Source organism: Solidesulfovibrio magneticus RS-1, from assembly GCF_000010665.1.
Classification (GTDB): Bacteria; Desulfobacterota; Desulfovibrionia; order Desulfovibrionales; family Desulfovibrionaceae; genus Solidesulfovibrio; species Solidesulfovibrio magneticus.
This window is the reverse complement of record NC_012796.1, coordinates 4,666,312-4,683,037: the sequence shown is the minus strand read 5'-3', so window position 1 is coordinate 4,683,037 and position 16,726 is coordinate 4,666,312. Positions and strand designations below refer to the sequence as shown.

General features: G+C 57.2%; 13 protein-coding genes and 2 pseudogenes. 12 read left to right on the top strand and 3 right to left on the bottom strand.

From position 1 onward, the window contains the following. The first annotated feature begins 196 nt into the window (after positions 1-196). Positions 197-2,212 (top strand): methyl-accepting chemotaxis protein, encoded by a 2,016-nt coding sequence (locus DMR_RS19535; RefSeq protein ID WP_015862764.1) that lies wholly within the window; start codon positions 197-199, stop codon positions 2,210-2,212. A gap of 19 nt (positions 2,213-2,231) precedes the next feature. Then, a complete protein-coding gene (locus DMR_RS19530; RefSeq protein WP_015862763.1) occupies positions 2,232-2,765 on the top strand; it encodes a chemotaxis protein CheW in 534 nt (177 codons plus the stop codon). Positions 2,766-3,530: 765 nt separating this feature from the next. Here the strand turns inward: DMR_RS19530 and DMR_RS19525 are convergent. Further along, entirely contained in the window at positions 3,531-3,719 is a 189-nt protein-coding gene (locus DMR_RS19525) for a hypothetical protein (RefSeq protein ID WP_043601191.1), read from the bottom strand. Positions 3,720-3,750: 31 nt separating this feature from the next. Between DMR_RS19525 and DMR_RS19520 the strand changes: the two genes are divergently transcribed. Beyond that, positions 3,751-4,233, top strand: a complete 483-nt coding sequence (locus DMR_RS19520) for a hypothetical protein (RefSeq protein ID WP_043601189.1) — start codon at positions 3,751-3,753, stop codon at positions 4,231-4,233. 112 nt (positions 4,234-4,345) lie between these two features. On the opposite strand, the gene DMR_RS19515 is transcribed toward DMR_RS19520, so the two are convergent. Further along, positions 4,346-4,816: a hypothetical protein gene (locus DMR_RS19515; RefSeq protein WP_043601187.1), complete on the bottom strand. Its 471-nt coding sequence runs from the start codon at positions 4,814-4,816 to the stop codon at positions 4,346-4,348. A 35-nt stretch (positions 4,817-4,851) separates the two neighbouring features. Continuing rightward, positions 4,852-5,070 carry a hypothetical protein gene (locus tag DMR_RS19510; protein ID WP_043601185.1) on the bottom strand — a complete coding sequence of 73 codons (219 nt, stop codon included), beginning with the start codon at positions 5,068-5,070 and terminating at the stop codon, positions 4,852-4,854. A 321-nt stretch (positions 5,071-5,391) separates the two neighbouring features. Between DMR_RS19510 and tnpA the strand changes: the two genes are divergently transcribed. From tnpA to DMR_RS22640, 9 genes and pseudogenes are all read left to right on the top strand, one after another. Further along, entirely contained in the window at positions 5,392-5,742 is a 351-nt protein-coding gene (tnpA, locus tag DMR_RS19505) for an IS66 family insertion sequence element accessory protein TnpA (protein WP_015862762.1), read from the top strand. Beyond that, positions 5,739-6,092, top strand: a complete 354-nt coding sequence (gene tnpB / locus DMR_RS19500) for an IS66 family insertion sequence element accessory protein TnpB (RefSeq protein ID WP_015862761.1) — start codon at positions 5,739-5,741, stop codon at positions 6,090-6,092. The genes tnpA and tnpB overlap by 4 nt, the downstream gene beginning before the upstream one ends. Before the next feature lie 49 nt (positions 6,093-6,141). Next, a complete protein-coding gene (gene tnpC, locus DMR_RS19495) occupies positions 6,142-7,713 on the top strand; it encodes an IS66 family transposase (RefSeq protein WP_015862760.1) in 1,572 nt (523 codons plus the stop codon). Between the two features lie 561 nt (positions 7,714-8,274). Continuing rightward, positions 8,275-9,289, top strand: a pseudogene (locus DMR_RS19490) (IS110 family transposase). A 412-nt stretch (positions 9,290-9,701) separates the two neighbouring features. Further along, positions 9,702-10,274, top strand: a complete 573-nt coding sequence (locus DMR_RS19485) for a hypothetical protein (RefSeq protein ID WP_015862756.1) — start codon at positions 9,702-9,704, stop codon at positions 10,272-10,274. A gap of 865 nt (positions 10,275-11,139) precedes the next feature. Further along, positions 11,140-12,870 carry a hypothetical protein gene (locus tag DMR_RS19480; RefSeq protein WP_015862755.1) on the top strand — a complete coding sequence of 577 codons (1,731 nt, stop codon included), beginning with the start codon at positions 11,140-11,142 and terminating at the stop codon, positions 12,868-12,870. Positions 12,871-12,951: 81 nt separating this feature from the next. Continuing rightward, positions 12,952-14,109, top strand: coding sequence for an EAL and HDOD domain-containing protein (locus DMR_RS19475; protein WP_158304264.1), 1,158 nt, complete (start codon positions 12,952-12,954; stop codon positions 14,107-14,109). 208 nt (positions 14,110-14,317) lie between these two features. Then, a pseudogene (locus tag DMR_RS23910) lies at positions 14,318-15,071 on the top strand (IS5 family transposase). Between the two features lie 428 nt (positions 15,072-15,499). Continuing rightward, the gene (locus DMR_RS22640) at positions 15,500-16,720 is read left to right on the top strand and encodes a SpoIIE family protein phosphatase (protein WP_052279030.1); all 1,221 of its coding nucleotides are present in this window, start codon (positions 15,500-15,502) and stop codon (positions 16,718-16,720) included. The last annotated feature ends 6 nt before the right edge of the window (positions 16,721-16,726 follow it).

Genomic DNA, 16,726 nt, shown 5'->3' with positions numbered 1-16,726 from the left:
CCTTGGCTTGCCGAATCAGGTGCGCCTGGCAGTCTGCCGCAGCCCCGCCCACTTCACTTCACGTAGCATAGACGCCATACCCGTCACCATCCGAGGATAGCCATGTCCGCCTAGGTGTTGTTCCCCATTGTCAAAGATCTGAAAAATACGGTATGGTTAAAAAAATTTTTTTTACTTTTGCCACCAGGAGGGACTGATGAAGAATATCAGGCTTGGCATTAAGATCGGGGGCGGCTTCGGAGCTCTTATCCTCATCGCTTGCCTCTTGGGGGGCTTGGCTGTGGTGGCCATGAGCAAAGTGGAGCAGGGGGCCACGCGATTGGCGCAAGAATACGTGCCAGAAGTAGCTGTGGCGAATGACGTTGAACGTGATTCGATGATGACCATGTATGCTATGCGTGGTTATGCACTCAGTGAAGATGAAAAATTTCTAGAAACTGCGAAAAAAGAGTTTGCCAACGTCAACGCCCAACTGGCCAAAGCCAAGGCGCATTCGGACAAGTTCCCCAAGCTGACAAAGCTAAAGGAAGACGTCGCAAAGGCACAAGGCAAAGTGGACGAGTATGGAAAACTGATTGAAGCGACGACTGTCAGTATTAAGGCAATGGAATCTTTGCGTAAGACGATGGACGCCTCAGCAGGCGAGTATTTGAAAAGTTGTAGTGATTTTATGGAAAGCCAAGATGCTGCCTTCGAAAAGGAGATCAATGAAGGAGCCCCTGTCGCGAAACTCCAAGAGAGACGTAGTAAAATAGAAGAGGCGAACGAGGTGATAGATTTAGGGAATGATGTTCGCGTCAAAAATTTTAAGGCACAGGCTACAGGGCATATTCAATTAGTAGACGATGCGCTCAATAATTTTAAAAAAATTGATGAACTACTTGATAAGTTAAAGACGGTGACTCGCCAAGAAAATAATCTTAGGCAACTGGCCACAATAAAAGAGGCAGGTGGTAAGTACAAGGCCGCTATGACTGAGTACGTTGCCGCTTGGAAAACGTTGCAAACGCTTGGAACAAAACGAAACGAAGTCGGCGAGCAGGTACTGGAAGCGGCCCAAGAAACGGCCAAGGCCGGCATGGGGCAGACGCAGAGTATCGCCAATGATACCGTCTCAAGCTTGGCTTCGGCCTCCACGACCGTGATTATTGGCTTGGCTTTCGCGCTTCTTCTCGGCGTTATCATTGCTGTGGCGTTGACCCGCGCTATTACCGGGCCGGTGCTCAAAGGTGTTGGTTTCGCCCAGGCCATGTCCCGAGGGGACTTCACCCAAAAGTTGGACATTGACCAAAAGGATGAAATCGGAGTGTTGGCTACGGCCCTTAATGACATGGTCGACCGTCTGCGCGAGGTCGTAGCCGAAATTCAGTCTGCAACTGAGAACGTTGCCTCAGGCAGCGAAGAATTATCTGCTTCAGCGCAGAGCATGTCCCAGGGGGCTACCGAGCAGGCAGCTAGTGTTGAGGAGATTTCCTCGTCTATGGAGCAGATGTCCTCAAATATCAAGCAAAATGCCGACAATGCCCAGCAAACACAGGCCATTGCGGTAAAGGCTGCCACGGATGCAGAAGAGGGCGGAGTGGCCGTAACCCAAGCAGTCGCCGCGATGAAAAACATCGCCGAAAAAATATCCATCATTGAGGAAATCGCCCGCCAAACCAATCTGCTGGCCCTTAACGCCGCTATTGAGGCAGCCCGTGCCGGAGAACACGGCAAGGGCTTCGCTGTGGTTGCCGCCGAGGTTCGGAAGTTGGCCGAGCGGAGCGGGGCCGCTGCCGCCGAAATCAGCAACTTATCTTCCTCAAGTGTCCAGATCGCTGAAAGAGCTGGCAACATGCTGACCAAGATGGTGCCTGATATCCAGCGGACGGCGGAGTTGGTTCAAGAGATTGCCGCCTCCAGCAATGAGCAAAATTCTGGTGCCAGCCAAATCAACAAGGCCATTCAGCAGCTTGATCAGGTGGTGCAGCAAAATGCCTCCGCTTCGGAAGAAATGGCCTCGACCTCAGAAGAGCTTTCTGCACAAGCTGAGCAACTCCAAGGCAGTATTTCCTTTTTTCAGGTGACAGGATCTGGAGTGACGAGAGGTCATAGGGCCACAAAGGCTCTCCCCGCAGGGCGCATGGCGAACCCAGCCAGGTCGAAGGCAGTCAAATCCAAGGGTGTCGCTATAGAAATGCACGACGCTGACGATGATTTTGAACGGTTCTAGTCGACGGGAGGATAGCGTCATGAGCAGCGCTGATATTATGGCCATGCATCAATACCTGACGTTTACTCTCGGTGACGAGCTTTTTGCCTTGGATATCGGCTGGGTCAAGGAAATTTTAGACAATACCAATATAACCCGCATTCCGAGAATGCCTGACTTTATACGCGGCGTGATCAACGTTAGGGAAAAGGCCATCCCGGTGATAGATCTGCGTCTCAAGTTCGGAATGTCGGGGACGGTATTCACCACAAATACCTGCATCATCATCGCTGAGGTTCGAACCGAAGGAGATTTTATCCTCATCGGCCTCCTGGCGGATTCGGTGCAGGAGGTTCTGGAGTTAGAACAGGACAGGATTGATCCGCCTCCTCGGATGGGGTCAGCCGTTGATACTCGTTTCCTCATTGGCTTGGGCAAGCTCAACGAACGCTTTGTCTTGATCCTGGACATTGGGCGTGTCTTTTCCAATGAGGAGCTTTCAACGGCCCGGAATGCTGGGGGCATGGCGACCGAGAATATGGAAACTGTCGTCTCAGCCAGTGCATGCCCCTGAATCTCCCGCGAAGATTGCCTGGGGGTGGGTAGCAGGGTGGGTTTGGAGAAGAGGGTAGGGAAGAGGATGGGGGCGAGCGCTCCATTCGAAACCAGGCAAGTTGTTTTCCTTGCCAGCCTGATGTGCGCTTCGAGGTTTGGTCGGAGAAGTAAACCGAGAAGTAAATTGAGTTGCGGATAGCTCGGTATATCTAGTCATAGCTCGTTACGAATTGCCCAGGATCATTGAAAAAGTCAGCAAAATCCGCGTAGGGGTATGGTCCTTTCACGCCGGTAACAGGGGTTCAAATCCCCTTGGGGACGCCAAGCAAGTTCAAGGGCTTACAGCTAAAACAGCTGTAAGCCCTTTTTCTTACCCAACGCTATTCCCAACACCCAGCATCGAAATTGAGCGCAATTCACCCAGTCCGGATAGCTGTGGTGCGTTGCCCCTCCCCCTCAAGTGGGGAAGACCGCCGTGTGACCTTGAATGCGCCCCAGGTGTAACCTCTTTCTCGGCATGGCTTCCTCCTTCAGGAAGCTCTGCCTAGGGTTTATCCAGTGCTATCTCAACCTATCCATCTGTTTTGACAGGCAATACGGTCAATTCGGCCACCCGTTTCGGGGGATTTCGGCCACCTAATCCGGAATTCCGGAAAAAGTGGCCGGTTTCAGCCGAATTACCCGGCCGGTTTCGTCCGAATTCCCCGGCCGACTTGCTCCGAATCGCGCACCCTGAAGGGGCACACCCCGATCTGTGAGGGCGGGGGAAGCACGATTCCCTAGTCTACCCGGCCTCGTCGACTTCTGCTTGATCCAACAAAGCCAAGCGGTCATACTCAACAATGATGGTCTCTTTCTGGTTTCGACACCCCCCGACGCCCATTGTGGGCAGGGAAAAATCATCGTTGTTATATTTTAACAACCCATGGGACCGTTCCGCCAATTCGGGAAGAGTGGTCGATACTTCCGACATCGCTCCTCTTTTCCGTCACGACAGGTAGAGTATGAAAAAACTTAACAATTCCGTTTTGATTTCGCTCGTGTGCCTGTTTCTGACTCCGGGGCTTGTGTTCGCCGCTTCCGACGCCCTGAGCCGAAGAGCCCTCGATGCTGTCAATGACGCCCTGTCGTCCACGCCCGAAACCGTCCCACCGCCAGAAGCCACGTCACCCGACGCCTCATCGGACATATACGCACCCTATCTCGGAGCCTGGGCAGCGCTCGACGAGGCGCAGGATGTCGAAACCGAGGATGTCATTACCTTCGTGGAGGAAAACTGCCTTCTCGTAGGTAGGCCTGATTCCCCGGACCTGCCCGTCTTGAGGTTGCGCTTTGAGAACGACGGAATATTGCGAGGTGAAGCCGTTTGGGACACTGAGCGCGTCCCGGTTACGGTAGAGCTTGTCGGGGGCAAGAAGAAACTCTTCATCACCTTCGCCCCGCCGGAGAGCGAATATGTGCATGTCATAGCCGTGAAGAAGGAATGAGCCGTTTCGCCCTGTATCCTCAGCAACCCGATATGCGGCACGATGCCGCGCACATTCATAGTCATGCTTCTTTTTAAGGCGACTCCGTCTGGAGTCTTCAGGGAGCCAGGCGTTAATCCCAGTAACCGACCACTTGGAATCGGAGCGAGTACTTGAGGCAGCGCGGGCACAGATAGCGCCCGGCGAAAAGGGAAAGGACCATGTCCTTGCCGGGTACTCTCCAGGTAGCAATGGGTTCCCCACCGTCCGCCTTTCGCATGATCGGGCTTTCGTAGGATACGACCTCGCCGGAAGGGCAATCCTTGGGCGGAGCCGTGGGGTCCAAGGCATTGACCAGGGTCAGTCGACCTGTGGCCTTGCACAGGGCGGGAAAGTTGCAGACCGTCTTGAAGTTGGAATTCCCGCCAAAGAGCGGCAGCCCCTTTACCGCGTATCCGCAGGGGCAGGAAGCTGCGATGATGGTTCCGGCCTGGACGGGCGCAGCGAGGACAAAGGTGCAAAGCAGGGAGAGGAGCGCGGTGAGTCCGGCTACTCGGCCAGGGGCCGTCCTGGGACCGAAGGGAGAACCGGGCGTGTCGTCCATGGAGGGATTCCTGCGCGGCTGGCGCGACCATGGGTTCATTTAAGGATAACTGCTAGAAAATCGTCGCGAACAAACCCGGCATCTAAGCCAGCTGTTATGCCCAAATCCGGGCTTGCCAGAATGCTATATCCGGGCTTTCCCTTCCATATCTGGAAGTTGTCTCTTTCCTGTTGATAATTACTGCCGTACGTTGCGTTAAATTTTTCTATCTCCTTTGCAATTATATTTCGAAATTTCTCAGTTGCATCTAACATTCTGACACCCTCCTGTTTGGGAAGAGGGTTCCCCGAGCGCCTGTCGCTTCGGAGGAGTGCGTTTTCGTCGCCCTCACAAACCCAAGCGCGACAAACAGGGGCGCATCGCGACTTTTCGGGTGGCGAAGAGAAAATATTTTTATCTTGCTGATTTTTTTTGTGTTTAATTATTGGAGGTGCCCATCAACTTTTCTGGAGAACAGGCCGGTAATTAATTTGCGCCAATATGGAGAACGCGGGATCTGAGGGTAAGCGGTCAATCAGGCCCTTCTTACGCCGCTTGAGTTTTGTGTCATGGTTTATTCCTACAGGAGGAAGACCATGACCACATCAGCAGTAGAGGGATGTTCCGAGAAGGTGGCATACTGGACTGAACATATTGCGGCTTGGCACAAGAGCGGCCTGAGCCAAGGAGCATACTGCCGGCGGCATGGTCTTTCTCAGAGTTCCCTGAGCTATTGGCGGAAGCGTTTAGGAGCAACGGACGACGTGGAAGTCGCGTCTTTCGTCACCATCGTCCCCGTGCCGCTGCTCGCGTCGGCTCAAGCAGACATGGCAACCGCACCTGAACCGCTGATGGTACATTTAGGTGACAGCTTTCGCATCGAGATCAGAGGCGACTTCGCCGCGCCGGTGCTGGAAAAGCTTGTCCGCACGCTGACACGGCTATGATGTCGCCGGTAAGCGGCGTCCGGGTTTATTTGGCTCTGGGAGCTACAGACATGCGCAAGTCCATCGACGGGCTGTCCATCCTGGTTTCACGGCAGCTGCAACTCGATCCGTTTTCCGGTCACCTTTTCGGCTTTTGCAACCGCAGCCGGGCGATCATCAAGCTGCTCTACTGGGATCGCAACGGCTTTTGTCTGTGGCACAAGCGTCTGGAGCGGCATGTGTTTCGCTGGCCAACCCGCGAGGCGGAGGTGCTTGCCATTGACTCCCGGCAACTCGCCTGGCTGCTTGACGGTCTCGATCCCCTGGCTGTGACGGGACACTCCCGCCTGGAGTATTCGACGCTCTTTTAGACAGTATTACCTTGATTAAATTGAATAATAATGAGAGATTGTTCGGGCCATGGACATCAATTCCCTCCCTGACGACCCTGCCGCACTGAAAGCTCTCATTGTCAACATGGCTGCCAGTCAGGCTGACCAGCAAGAGCACATCGTCCAACTTGAGCAGCGCCTTCAGCTCCTGAACCTGATCATTTACGGCCCGAAGTCCGAGAAAAAGCCCCGTACCGGCCAGGAGCAGCAGCTCTCCCTGTTCGACGAGGCCGAGCAGACTGCGGAGGAGCACAAACCGCAGACCTTCGAGGAGGCCTGCGCCCCGGCGAGCACCCGCCGCAAACGCGGCCGTCGCACCATCCCTGCGGATCTGCCCCGGGTGGAGATCATCCACGACCTGCCGGAATCGGAGAAGGCCTGCCCCTGCGGCGCTAAGCTGGTCCGCATCGGTGAGGAAGTCAGCGAAAAGCTCGACATCGTGCCGGCCAAGATCCAGGTCATCCGCCACATCCGGCCCAAATACGCCTGCCGGGCCTGCGAGGGCGTGGAAGCCCACGGGCCGACGGTAAAAACCGTGCCCATGCCGCCCCAGATTATCCCCCAAGGTATCGTCACCCCGGGCCTTTTGGCCCATGTCGCCGTGGCCAAGTATGCCGACGCGCTGCCCCTGTACCGCCAGGAGGATCAGTTCGCTCGACTGGGGCTGGACATCTCTCGGGGAACCCTGGCTGGCTGGATGATCCGCGTGGCCAAGGCCTGCGAGCCGCTCATTGACATGATCATCACTGCAATTCGTTCCGGTCCCATCGTCAACATGGACGAAACCACGGTCCAGGTGCTTGCCGAACCAGGCCGGGCCAACACCACGAAATCCTTCATGTGGGTTGCCCGGGGCGGAACACCGGGAAAACCGGTCGTGCTCTTTCGCTATCATCCGAGCCGGGCCGGCAATGTGGCTGCGGAAATTCTGGGCGACTTCAAAGGCTATCTGCAGACCGACGGCTATAGCGGCTATGAGGCCCTGGGCGAACGGGAAGGCCTGCGCCATCTCGGCTGCTTGGCCCATGTCCGGCGCAAGTTCGTCGAGGTCGAGAAGTCCACTGGCAAGAAGGCCAAAGGCGGCACGGCCCATGCCGTCCTCGATCTGATCGGCAAACTCTACGGCGTGGAGCACCAAGCCGAAAAGCAGCAGCTCAATCCGGAGCAGATCAAGGTCCTGCGAGCCGAAAAATCCAGGCCGATCCTGGACAAGATTAAGGCGCTGCTCGATGCCCGCGCCGCCACCACCCCGCCCAAGAGTCTGCTCGGCAAGGCCATCGGCTATGCCCTCAAGCGGTGGGACCGGCTCGTCGTCTATCTGGAAGACGGCCGACTGCGTCCGGACAACAACCTGGCCGAAAACGCCATCCGTCCCTTTGCCGTGGGCCGCAAAAACTGGCTGTTCTCAGGCCATCCGCGCGGAGCCGACGCCTCGGCCACCATCTACTCCCTCATCGAAACGGCCAAGGCCAACGGGCTGGAGCCATACCGCTATCTGCGCCACCTCTTCGAGCACTTGCCGGCGGCAACCACTGACGCCCAACGCAAGGCCCTCCTACCTCAGTACATCGATCCTCAAAGCCTTATCATACTTGCCTGAGCTTAACCTGCCGCCTGCGGCCCACACAAGAAGGGCCTGATTGACCGCTTACAGCGCGACAAACAGGGGCGCATCGCGACTTTTCGGGTGGCGAAGAGAAAATATTTTTATCTTGCTGATTTTTTTTGTGTTTAATTATTGGAGGTGCCCATCAACTTTTCTGGAGAACAGGCCGGTAATTAATTTGCGCCAATATGGAGAACGCGGGATCTGAGGCGGAATCAATGGAAGGCAACGCCAAGTTAGCCGAACGGAATGTGGAAGGTCGCAGGCGGCGTCGGCGCGCCGGTCGGCCTGGCAGTTTGCGATAGAGATAGGATTTGCGACGTCGATCGCTGCGTTGGAAGCCAATGTGAAGAGGCAGGAGGGGGGAGCGTGCTGCGGCCCAATTTAATATTGAGGGCTGTCTTGAAAAGCCCAAAAGCCCAGCCTTGGTCGTTAGGGTCCGCCGGGATGAATTGTTTTGAAGACGGTTTTGTAATAATGGTATGGACCGCGCCCCCTTATACCCCCTAGTCTCGGCTGACTTCACTCAAACGAGACAGGAAAGGAGGCGGGCCCATGGCAATTATTACCACTGTTGGTCTTGATCTGGCAAAGCGGTATTTCCAGGTGCATGGCGTGGACAAGCAGGGCAAAGTCGTTCTCAAGAAACAGCTTTCTCGGGAGGGAGTGCTCTCCTTCTTCGTCAACCTTCCGCCTTGCCTTGTGGGGATGGAAGCCTGCGGGGCTCACACTACTGGGCCAGGGAGATCGGGAAGTTCGGTCACACGGTCAGGCAGATAAGCCCTCAGTTCGTGAAGCCCTACGTCAAGTCGAACAAGAACGACGCCAATGATGCCGAAGCAATCTGCGAGGCTGTCAGTCGTCCCAGCATGCGCTTCGTCACAACCAAGAGCATTGAGAGGATATCCAGGCCTTACACCGTATCCGAGATCGGTTGGTAGGCAACAGAACGGCCCTGGCCAATCAAACGAGGGGCCTGCTCCTTGAGTTGGGAATCGCCATGCCGCAGGGAATACGGCATCTGCGAACGATGTTGCCCATAATCATTGAAGATATGGATAACAACCAGACCCTCCTTGAGAAGGACTATTTATCCGACCTTTACTCCGAATTGGTCGAACTTGATGCGAAGGTCGCTGCCTACGACGCCAAACTCGCCGCCATCTGCAAGCAGTCCGCAGAGTGCATGAGGTTGTTGAAGGTTCCCGGCATAGGTCCTCTTTCCGCCACGGCAATTGTGGCGGCGGTGGGCCAGGCTAAGGAATTTAAGAACGGACGGGAGTTTTCTGCCTGGCTGGGCTTGGTGCCTCGACAAAACTCTTCGGGGGGCAAAACAAAGCTTCAAGGCATCAGCAAAAGGGGTGACATCTACCTGCGGACTCTGCTGATCCATGGAGCCAGGGCTGTGGCCTACCGAGGTAGTAGCGGGAACGATGCCAGGAGCCAATGGCTAAGAGCCATCTGCGACAGGCGGGGCATGAATCGGGCAGTCGTGGCCCGGGCCAACAAGACCGCCCGAATAGTCTGGGCTGTGCTGGCCAAGGGGGAGGCCTATAAGGAGGCAGCATGATGAACAGCCTCAAGCCTTGGCGAAAAAGTGAGGCGATGGTTGTGGCGTCGGCAGGGTAACTGTTCAGAATTTCCTACCCATTGGATGCGACAAGAGATGATTGATGGCACGACAGGTCGAACCGGCTTGCGAAAAACCTGATTTGGACAAAGGCCATCGAAGGCCGATGAAATGATGAGGAGCGCAAGCGCGGATTTCCATCGGGGCAGCGGGCCATGCCCGACATGCCGGATACATGGTTGCATTCAACCTGGAAGGCGTCAGAAATCTCTTGCCATCGGGGTGCGGTCCATACATGCGGTCCATACATGCCCAAAGGTCCAGTTATCGGCAGAAGGAACTCGCAGTCCGCTGGAAAAGTGAGTGATCTGACAGATCGAGAATCGCTTTGTCCGGCGGTAGGAAGTAGGGCATGGGACTTGGTCGCCAGGGTGATCATCAGGGGGGGAGCTTTTTCGGGTCTGAGGGCTACAACTTTATTGACTTTGATTATCAATATCCGTATCAAGTTCTCGGCCGAGACAAATATTTCCAACGAGAGGCCCCCATGTACTCTTTTACTTCCTACTCCCCCGCATCCGAGTCATTGTCAGCCTGTTTTAGTGACATCCAGACCCTTCGTTCCACGTATGCGTTCGATGAAGCCGCCTATGAAACGAGGAAAGACCGAATCCGCGAGAGGCGGCTTCTTTTGGAAGCGGCACGGTTCGATGACACCGATGACGACCTCCTTATGGACTTTGAGCCCTCCGGCGGGGTAACCAGTCTGGCCCAGCGGGCGGCGCGGCGTAAGAAAGTCGCCCTGTATCTGTCCCTGGCCGTGGGCGTGGCGCTGCTGGCCGTCCATCCGGGCACCCGGCCCCTGCTGCTGGCAGCCGGACGTCATATTGGCGGCTTGGTGCCGGGCGCTTTCCTGGGCGCTTTTGCCGACCACATGGTGACCCCTGTCGTTTCCAAGGCTCTCCCCCTGGCGGCTATCTCCTGACGAAGCGGTTGGCGGATATCAGGCGGCCCATAATGCCGCTAGATTTGTTTGGGACAGAACACTGGACACTGTTTATTGAGGATTTGCATGCCGACAACTCTTGCCGTCAAAGCAAACCGGACTTGTGCTGTCGCCTCCTTAGGCGCTCAACTCCGGCCGAACCCGGCCCCGGAAGCTTGCGCGACCTCGCACCCCCGGATTCATGCCACGACCCACGCCGCCCCGGCACCAAGCCCAGCCATCTCTCGCAAGCAACTGCGCGGCATGGTAAAAAGCGCCTTGGGAACAGGTCTTGTGCTGCTTGCCGCCACAGCTTTTGGCGGGAAAAAAACCCTCAAGGCCCACGCCGCGTTGGGTGTTGCCTTCATCGCCCTGGCCGCCTGGCACGCCACGCTGTACCGCGCCAATCGTTGACGCCAACGCAGGCCTGTCAGGAGGCCTCCTGTCCATGGCCGGGCAGGCATCACTGCTGGGCGCGGCCTGATGCTTCCCTCTTTGCCCGGGGCCGGGCATCGGATGCCTCGTCATGGTTTCGCCCGAGGCCCGGCTTGGCGTTTCTTGCGCCCGGGGCTTTGTATTGACGTCCCATCGACTCTCGCCATAGTGTCCGCAACAGGCGTTCCCTTGGAATCTGGCCGCCGCGCCAGCGGCTTTGCCGTCCGGGTGCGCGCCCTGTCCGTCGGCAATCAATCCCGCGTGCCGCAGCCCCGCCTCGCTTGCTGCGGCAGTTCCACCGGCCAGATAACTTTTGCTGCGCCGGCTGCGATATCTGCCCAAGATCCTGGACGCCCCTTGCATTTTCGGCTTCAATCCTTGACCAGAGCAAGGCTGGGCAGGTCTTCGCTACCCCGGCCAAGGAGTGTCCATGGACGATACCTCGCTTGGCTCGCCGCTGCTCAGGCGATTTTCGCAGCTTTCCGGGCTGCTCGACCGCCTGTGCGGCCTTGCCGCCGCCTACGGCAGCGAGGCTCTGGCCCGCGACGCCCAGCTCCTGCGCGGCCACCTCGCCCGGCCCCTGGTGATTGTGGCGGCCGGCGACCCGGCGGCCGACACCCGCGCCTTAGTCGACGCCCTTTGGGCTGACCCATCTGCCCCTATCCCCCCCACGCGCCCTGGCGACACCGACGCAACGCCTTCCATCCGCCTTCTGGGCCGGCAGGCTGAGGCGGTGTGGACCCGGATCGGCCTCCCGGCCACGCGCTCGCCCGGACCTGAGGCCCTCCCCGAGGGCCTTGTGCTGGCGGATTTTTCCGGTCTGGCCGGTGTTTCTGGCTGGCCGGCCGCCCTGGGCAGCCCTTTGGCCTGCGAATCCGACCTGCTGCTGTTCGTCTTTTCCGCCCTCAATCCTTACTCCCGTTCGGTCTGGGAACTCTTCGACGCGCTGCGCACCGCCTTCGGAGACGGCGTCATTGTCCTTTTGGACAGGGCGGAACTGGCCGGTTCCGAGCAGTTGGCGACCAACTCCAAGCGGCTTGGGGACATGCTTCAAGCCCGGGGGCTGGGTCAGCCTCGCCTGTACCGGACGACCGAAGCGGCAGCGGGAACCCCGGAAAACGGACCCGCCGCGCTGCGCCGCTTACTGTCGGCCCTGGCCTCCACCGATGGCCTCCTCGCAGCCAAGCTCGCTGCGGCCAGACACGCGGGTCTTATCATGCTTGATGTCCTCTCACGGGAACTGGAGGACCGGGAACAGGCTTTGCACGCCGATGACGCCGGGGTTGAAGCGGTGGGAGCCCGCCTCGCCGGCTTCCTCGACGCCGCCAAGCGTCAGGCTGACCGCTTGGCCGACGAGACGGATCAGGCTTACCGCCGGGCGGCGGCAGCGTTTCTGGACGCTCTGCGCCAGGAACTGACCGTGGCCGGCATGGTCGGCAAAACCGTCGGCAGTGTTGTGAAGCGCGACGGCGCAGCAGGCAAAAACCCGCCACTGCGCGCCCTGGGCGACGCCTTTGCCAAAAATCTCGGCAACGACCTGGAAGCCATCGCCGCGGCCTGGTCCGGCAAAATCCTCGAGGACGTCGAAGCCCGGCTGGGTTTCATGCGCGATTCGGTCAACCTGCTGCGCCTGTCCGGCCATTGGCCCCAGGCCGATGCCCTGGCGGCGCGCCGGGGAGAGATCCTCGACGCTCTGGCCGGCTTGCTCGACGCTTTGGCCCTCGACCGCCAAACGGCGTTGGCCGGAGAGTTCGCGGCCGTGGCGGGGCTGGGGCCAAAGGCCTTGGCCGGAGGAGCCCTGGCGGTGGCCGGCACGGTGTTCGCCGTGACCCTCAAGGGCGCAGCCTTTGATGTCACGGGCGGGCTCATCACGTCTGTGGGCGCGGCTGTGGCGGGCGGTGCCCTCCTGTGGCAGCGAGGGCAATTTCTGGAAGACGTCGCGTTGCAACTGGAGGCCGGCCGGCTGCGTCTCTATACGGCCGTGGGGCAGCACGCCAGCAGCCAACTTAATGAATTTTATGAGAACTTTTCAGAAAACCTCAGGCTGTTCCAGGAGAACATCCTCCAGAGGCGAACCAGCCTCCAGGAAGGAGTGCGGCGGCATGCTTCAACCCAAGCGGCGTTGAAGCTCTTTCAGCGCGACGATCAGTCTTGGCAATAATCCGAACTATTGACAATTATATACTATTGCCTTGCAGAATGAAAAGTTGGGTTAACTATGCACGCAATTGACGACACAACAGTGCCCGCCGAATTCCCGGACAACTATGTCATCGCCAGCCATCCAATATTTACCAAGTCAATGCATGTTTTTGCCCATGAACTGTTGTTTCGCCAATGCATAAACGATGAATGCGCGGCGTTTGCCAGCCACGCCGACGCGACCAACAAGATGATTGCCGACGGTTTTTCCCTCGCAACCAGGCGACTTGGCACCAACAGCCTGCTCTCCATCAATGTCGGCAACGACAACATCATGTCGCAGGCGGTGGTTGCCTTGCCTGCGGATCGGGTTCTTCTGGAAATTCCGGGCGACATCGATGCTGACGACGGATTGCTTGCCGCCTGCCGGGATCTGCGGGCCGCCGGGTATCGTTTTGTCATCGACAACTACGCCCCGGACGCGCCAGCGGCCGGTAGTCTGGCGGCGATTGCCGCGTTTTTGAAAATCCCGGTCAACGAGATCGACGGCAAGTCCCTGGCCCGGATCAGGAAATCGCTTTCCCGGATGGACATCAAGCTGATCGCCTCCCGGGTGGAAACCTGGGATGTTTTTGAGGGATGCCGGTTTCTTGGCTTCGATTACTTTCAGGGGTTCTTCTTTTCTTATCTAAAAGATATTGTTGGAAAAAAACTCTCTTCGCACAGGTTGGCCCGCTTCAATATCCAACGCCTGCTCATGGAGAAGAACGTGGATTTCTCCAGGGTCGTGGACGTCATCTCCACGGACCAAGCCCTCACGGTCAGGCTTTTGCATTTTGTCAATTCCGCCGCCTTTTCCCTTGGCCGGCGGGTCGATTCCCTGACCCGGGCCGCCGCCCTCATCGGGTTGAACGCGCTCAAAAAGTGGGCCATGACCGCCATCTTGGCCGACACGGACGCCAGTGACGTGGGCCGGGAGCTTTCCTACCGGACGCTGCACAGCGCCGTATTCCTCAGCCTACTCGGCGATCGGCTGGCCGCCAAAGGCCCGGACACCGACACTCTGTATCTCCTTGGCCTCCTGCATAACGTGGATGCGGTCATGGGCCAGAAGATGAAGGACACATCAATGAGATGCCCCTTATGGCCGTGGTCAAAAATGCGCTCATGCGCGACGAGAAAGAGCCGCTTGCCCAGTTTACCTTGCTGTTGGACGCCGTTAGGTGCAACGACTGGACCAAGGCCCAGCGCCATTTGAAAAGCATCGGTATCCCTTTGCCGACGGCCGCGCAGCTTTTTATGCAGGCAGGCGCCGTAACGGAACAGTTGCTCGCCTCGCTTGCGCCGCGTTGCTGACGCCTGCCGGGTCGCGCAACTCCCAGGCCCTGCGCCGCCGGGCCGGTCGATGCTAGGGTGTGTCGACATTTGGTCTGGCCCATGCTATTCCTCTCGACAGGAGGAATGCAATGGCACTTCGACATACAATTACTGACGAACAATGGGATAAGATAAAAGACGCTCTACCCGGGAAAGCCGGTGACCGAGGAAGAACGGCAGAGGATAATCGACTTTTTATCGATGCCGTGATGTGGATTGCAAAGACTGGTGCACCTTGGCGAGACTTGCCAGACAATTACGGGAAATGGTCAACGGTGCATAAACGGTTTATTCGATGGTCTAAGAATGGTGTCTGGCAAATGATATTCAACACTTTGGCTGCCGATGCGGATACGGAATGGCTTATGATTGACAGCACCATTATTCGAGCGCATCAACATGCCGCTGGCGCAAAGGGGGCAGCAGTCACAGAAATTCGGTAGATCAAAAGGTGGGTTCTCAACCAAGGTTCATGCTACAACAGATTCTTTGGGATGTCCAACAAGATTTATTCTTACAGGTGGCAATGAATCAGGCTATGCCCAGTCTGTGCCTTTAATAGAAAATTAACAAGCAGATTTTGTGATTGCAGACAAGGGATACGACTCACAAACGATAGTAGATGCCGTCATATCGAAAGGCGCTGAGCCTGTTATCCCGGCCCGCTCTCATCGAAAGACATCACGAGACTATGACCGCTATATCTACAAAGAGAGAAATGCGATCGAACGCATGTTCAATAAAATCAAGCATTTCAGGCGAATCGCGACCCGATACGACAAGCTGGGCATCGCGTATCTGTCGTTCCTGCATGTTGCGGCGATAGCGGGCTGGCTCAGATAATGTCGACACGACCTAGCGCTGTGCTTCCAAAGCCGCTGTTTTTCGGTTGTTCGCGCCTTGAAATCCCCCCGCCGAAGAGTACAGCCCCCCGGACAGGTTTTGCGCCAAAGGCCGGGAGCCGCCATGGCTCGCCATGAACGCCGGTTGTTTACCGGCGCTCCAAAGGGAATTGTTCCCAGCGCGCGGTGTCGTTGTTCGCGAGCTTCGAACTCCATGATTTCATTTGGCGGCCGGAGATGTCGCCGGTAGGCCTGTCCGGCGTGGCTGGTCCGCGAAGCCGGGCAGGGGCTTTCGCCTGTTCCTGTGGGAGGGGGCGACGGCGCAATGGGGTTGTATGGCAGGAAATCTTTTCGCTTGTCGCGGCATTGTCAATAAGCGTATCAGACGGATTCTGCGACGCCGTTGAAAATATTACAAGTGAGGCTGCAGTGGCTCTGGACATAATCGATTTACGCGAGTCAAACGCTTTTCTCAATATACTCTTTGACAACATTCCGGCCGTTGTTCTGGTGGCTGATAAGAATTTGGAAATTCAAGAAATAAATGACGCCTATCAATCGCTGTTCGGCCAGGACCGCGCATCGGCCTTGGGGGTACGCTGCGGCAATGCCCTGAAGTGTTCGTTCGCCAGTGCGGAAAATAAACGTTGCGGTGAAACAAGCCACTGCAGCCAGTGTCAATTGCGCGGCAACGTTCTGGCCACGATGATCAGGAAAATACCGGCGGACAAAGAAAAATTTGTCCATACCTTCTTTGTCAATGGCGTGGCAGAGGAGCGTCATTTTGAGCTCACTACCCGGCAGATAACGTTTCGCGGCGAGGAGATGGCCCTTCTCATTCTCTATGATGTGACCGACAGTGAACGGCAGAAATTCGATTTGCTCGACAAGCAGAAAAAAATTGACGAGTCGCTCCGGGCTGCCGGGACAGTGCAGCACTGTCTTTTGCCTCGCGCCCTGCCGGCGGTCGAGAGCGTGGAATTTGCTTGGAAGTTCAGGCCCTGCGACGCCATTGGCGGCGACATACTCAATGCCGTTCCACTGGATGCCGCGCACATCGGCCTGTATGTGGTTGACGTGGCCGGCCACGGCGCGCCGTCGGCCATGATTTCTGTGCTGGTGTATCAACTCATGAACCCGCATACCGGGATTTTGCTGGATGCAGCATCGGATCCGGCGAGGATCCGCGATCCCGAGGAAGTGTTGGACATCCTGGACAAGGAATTTCCGCTGAAGCGCTTTGGGCGACATTTTACGATTGTTTACGCGGTTTTGGACTTGGCTTCAGGGGCTGTGACCTACAGTAACGCCGGGCATTGCCCTCCGATCCTCCTCACGAGGGAGGGCAGTTTCAGGACCCTTGACGTTTCCGGAACGGTGATCGGTCTTGGGGCGATGCCTTTTGGGCAGGAGACCGTGGTCCTTTCTCCCGGCGACAAGGTCGTGTTGTGCAGCGACGGGGTCGAGGAAATGCGCAATCCGGCGCAGGAATTTTTCGGAGAAGCAAGGCTGCGGGAGACGCTGCTTGCGCTGCGGGAAGCGTCCGTGGCGGAGTTGGTCCAAGGACTGTACGACGGCATTGTGCAGTTTGCCGCCGGGACGCCGCCGGCTGATGATTGCAGCATCCTGGCTTTCGTGTACAGGGGATAGCCGGTG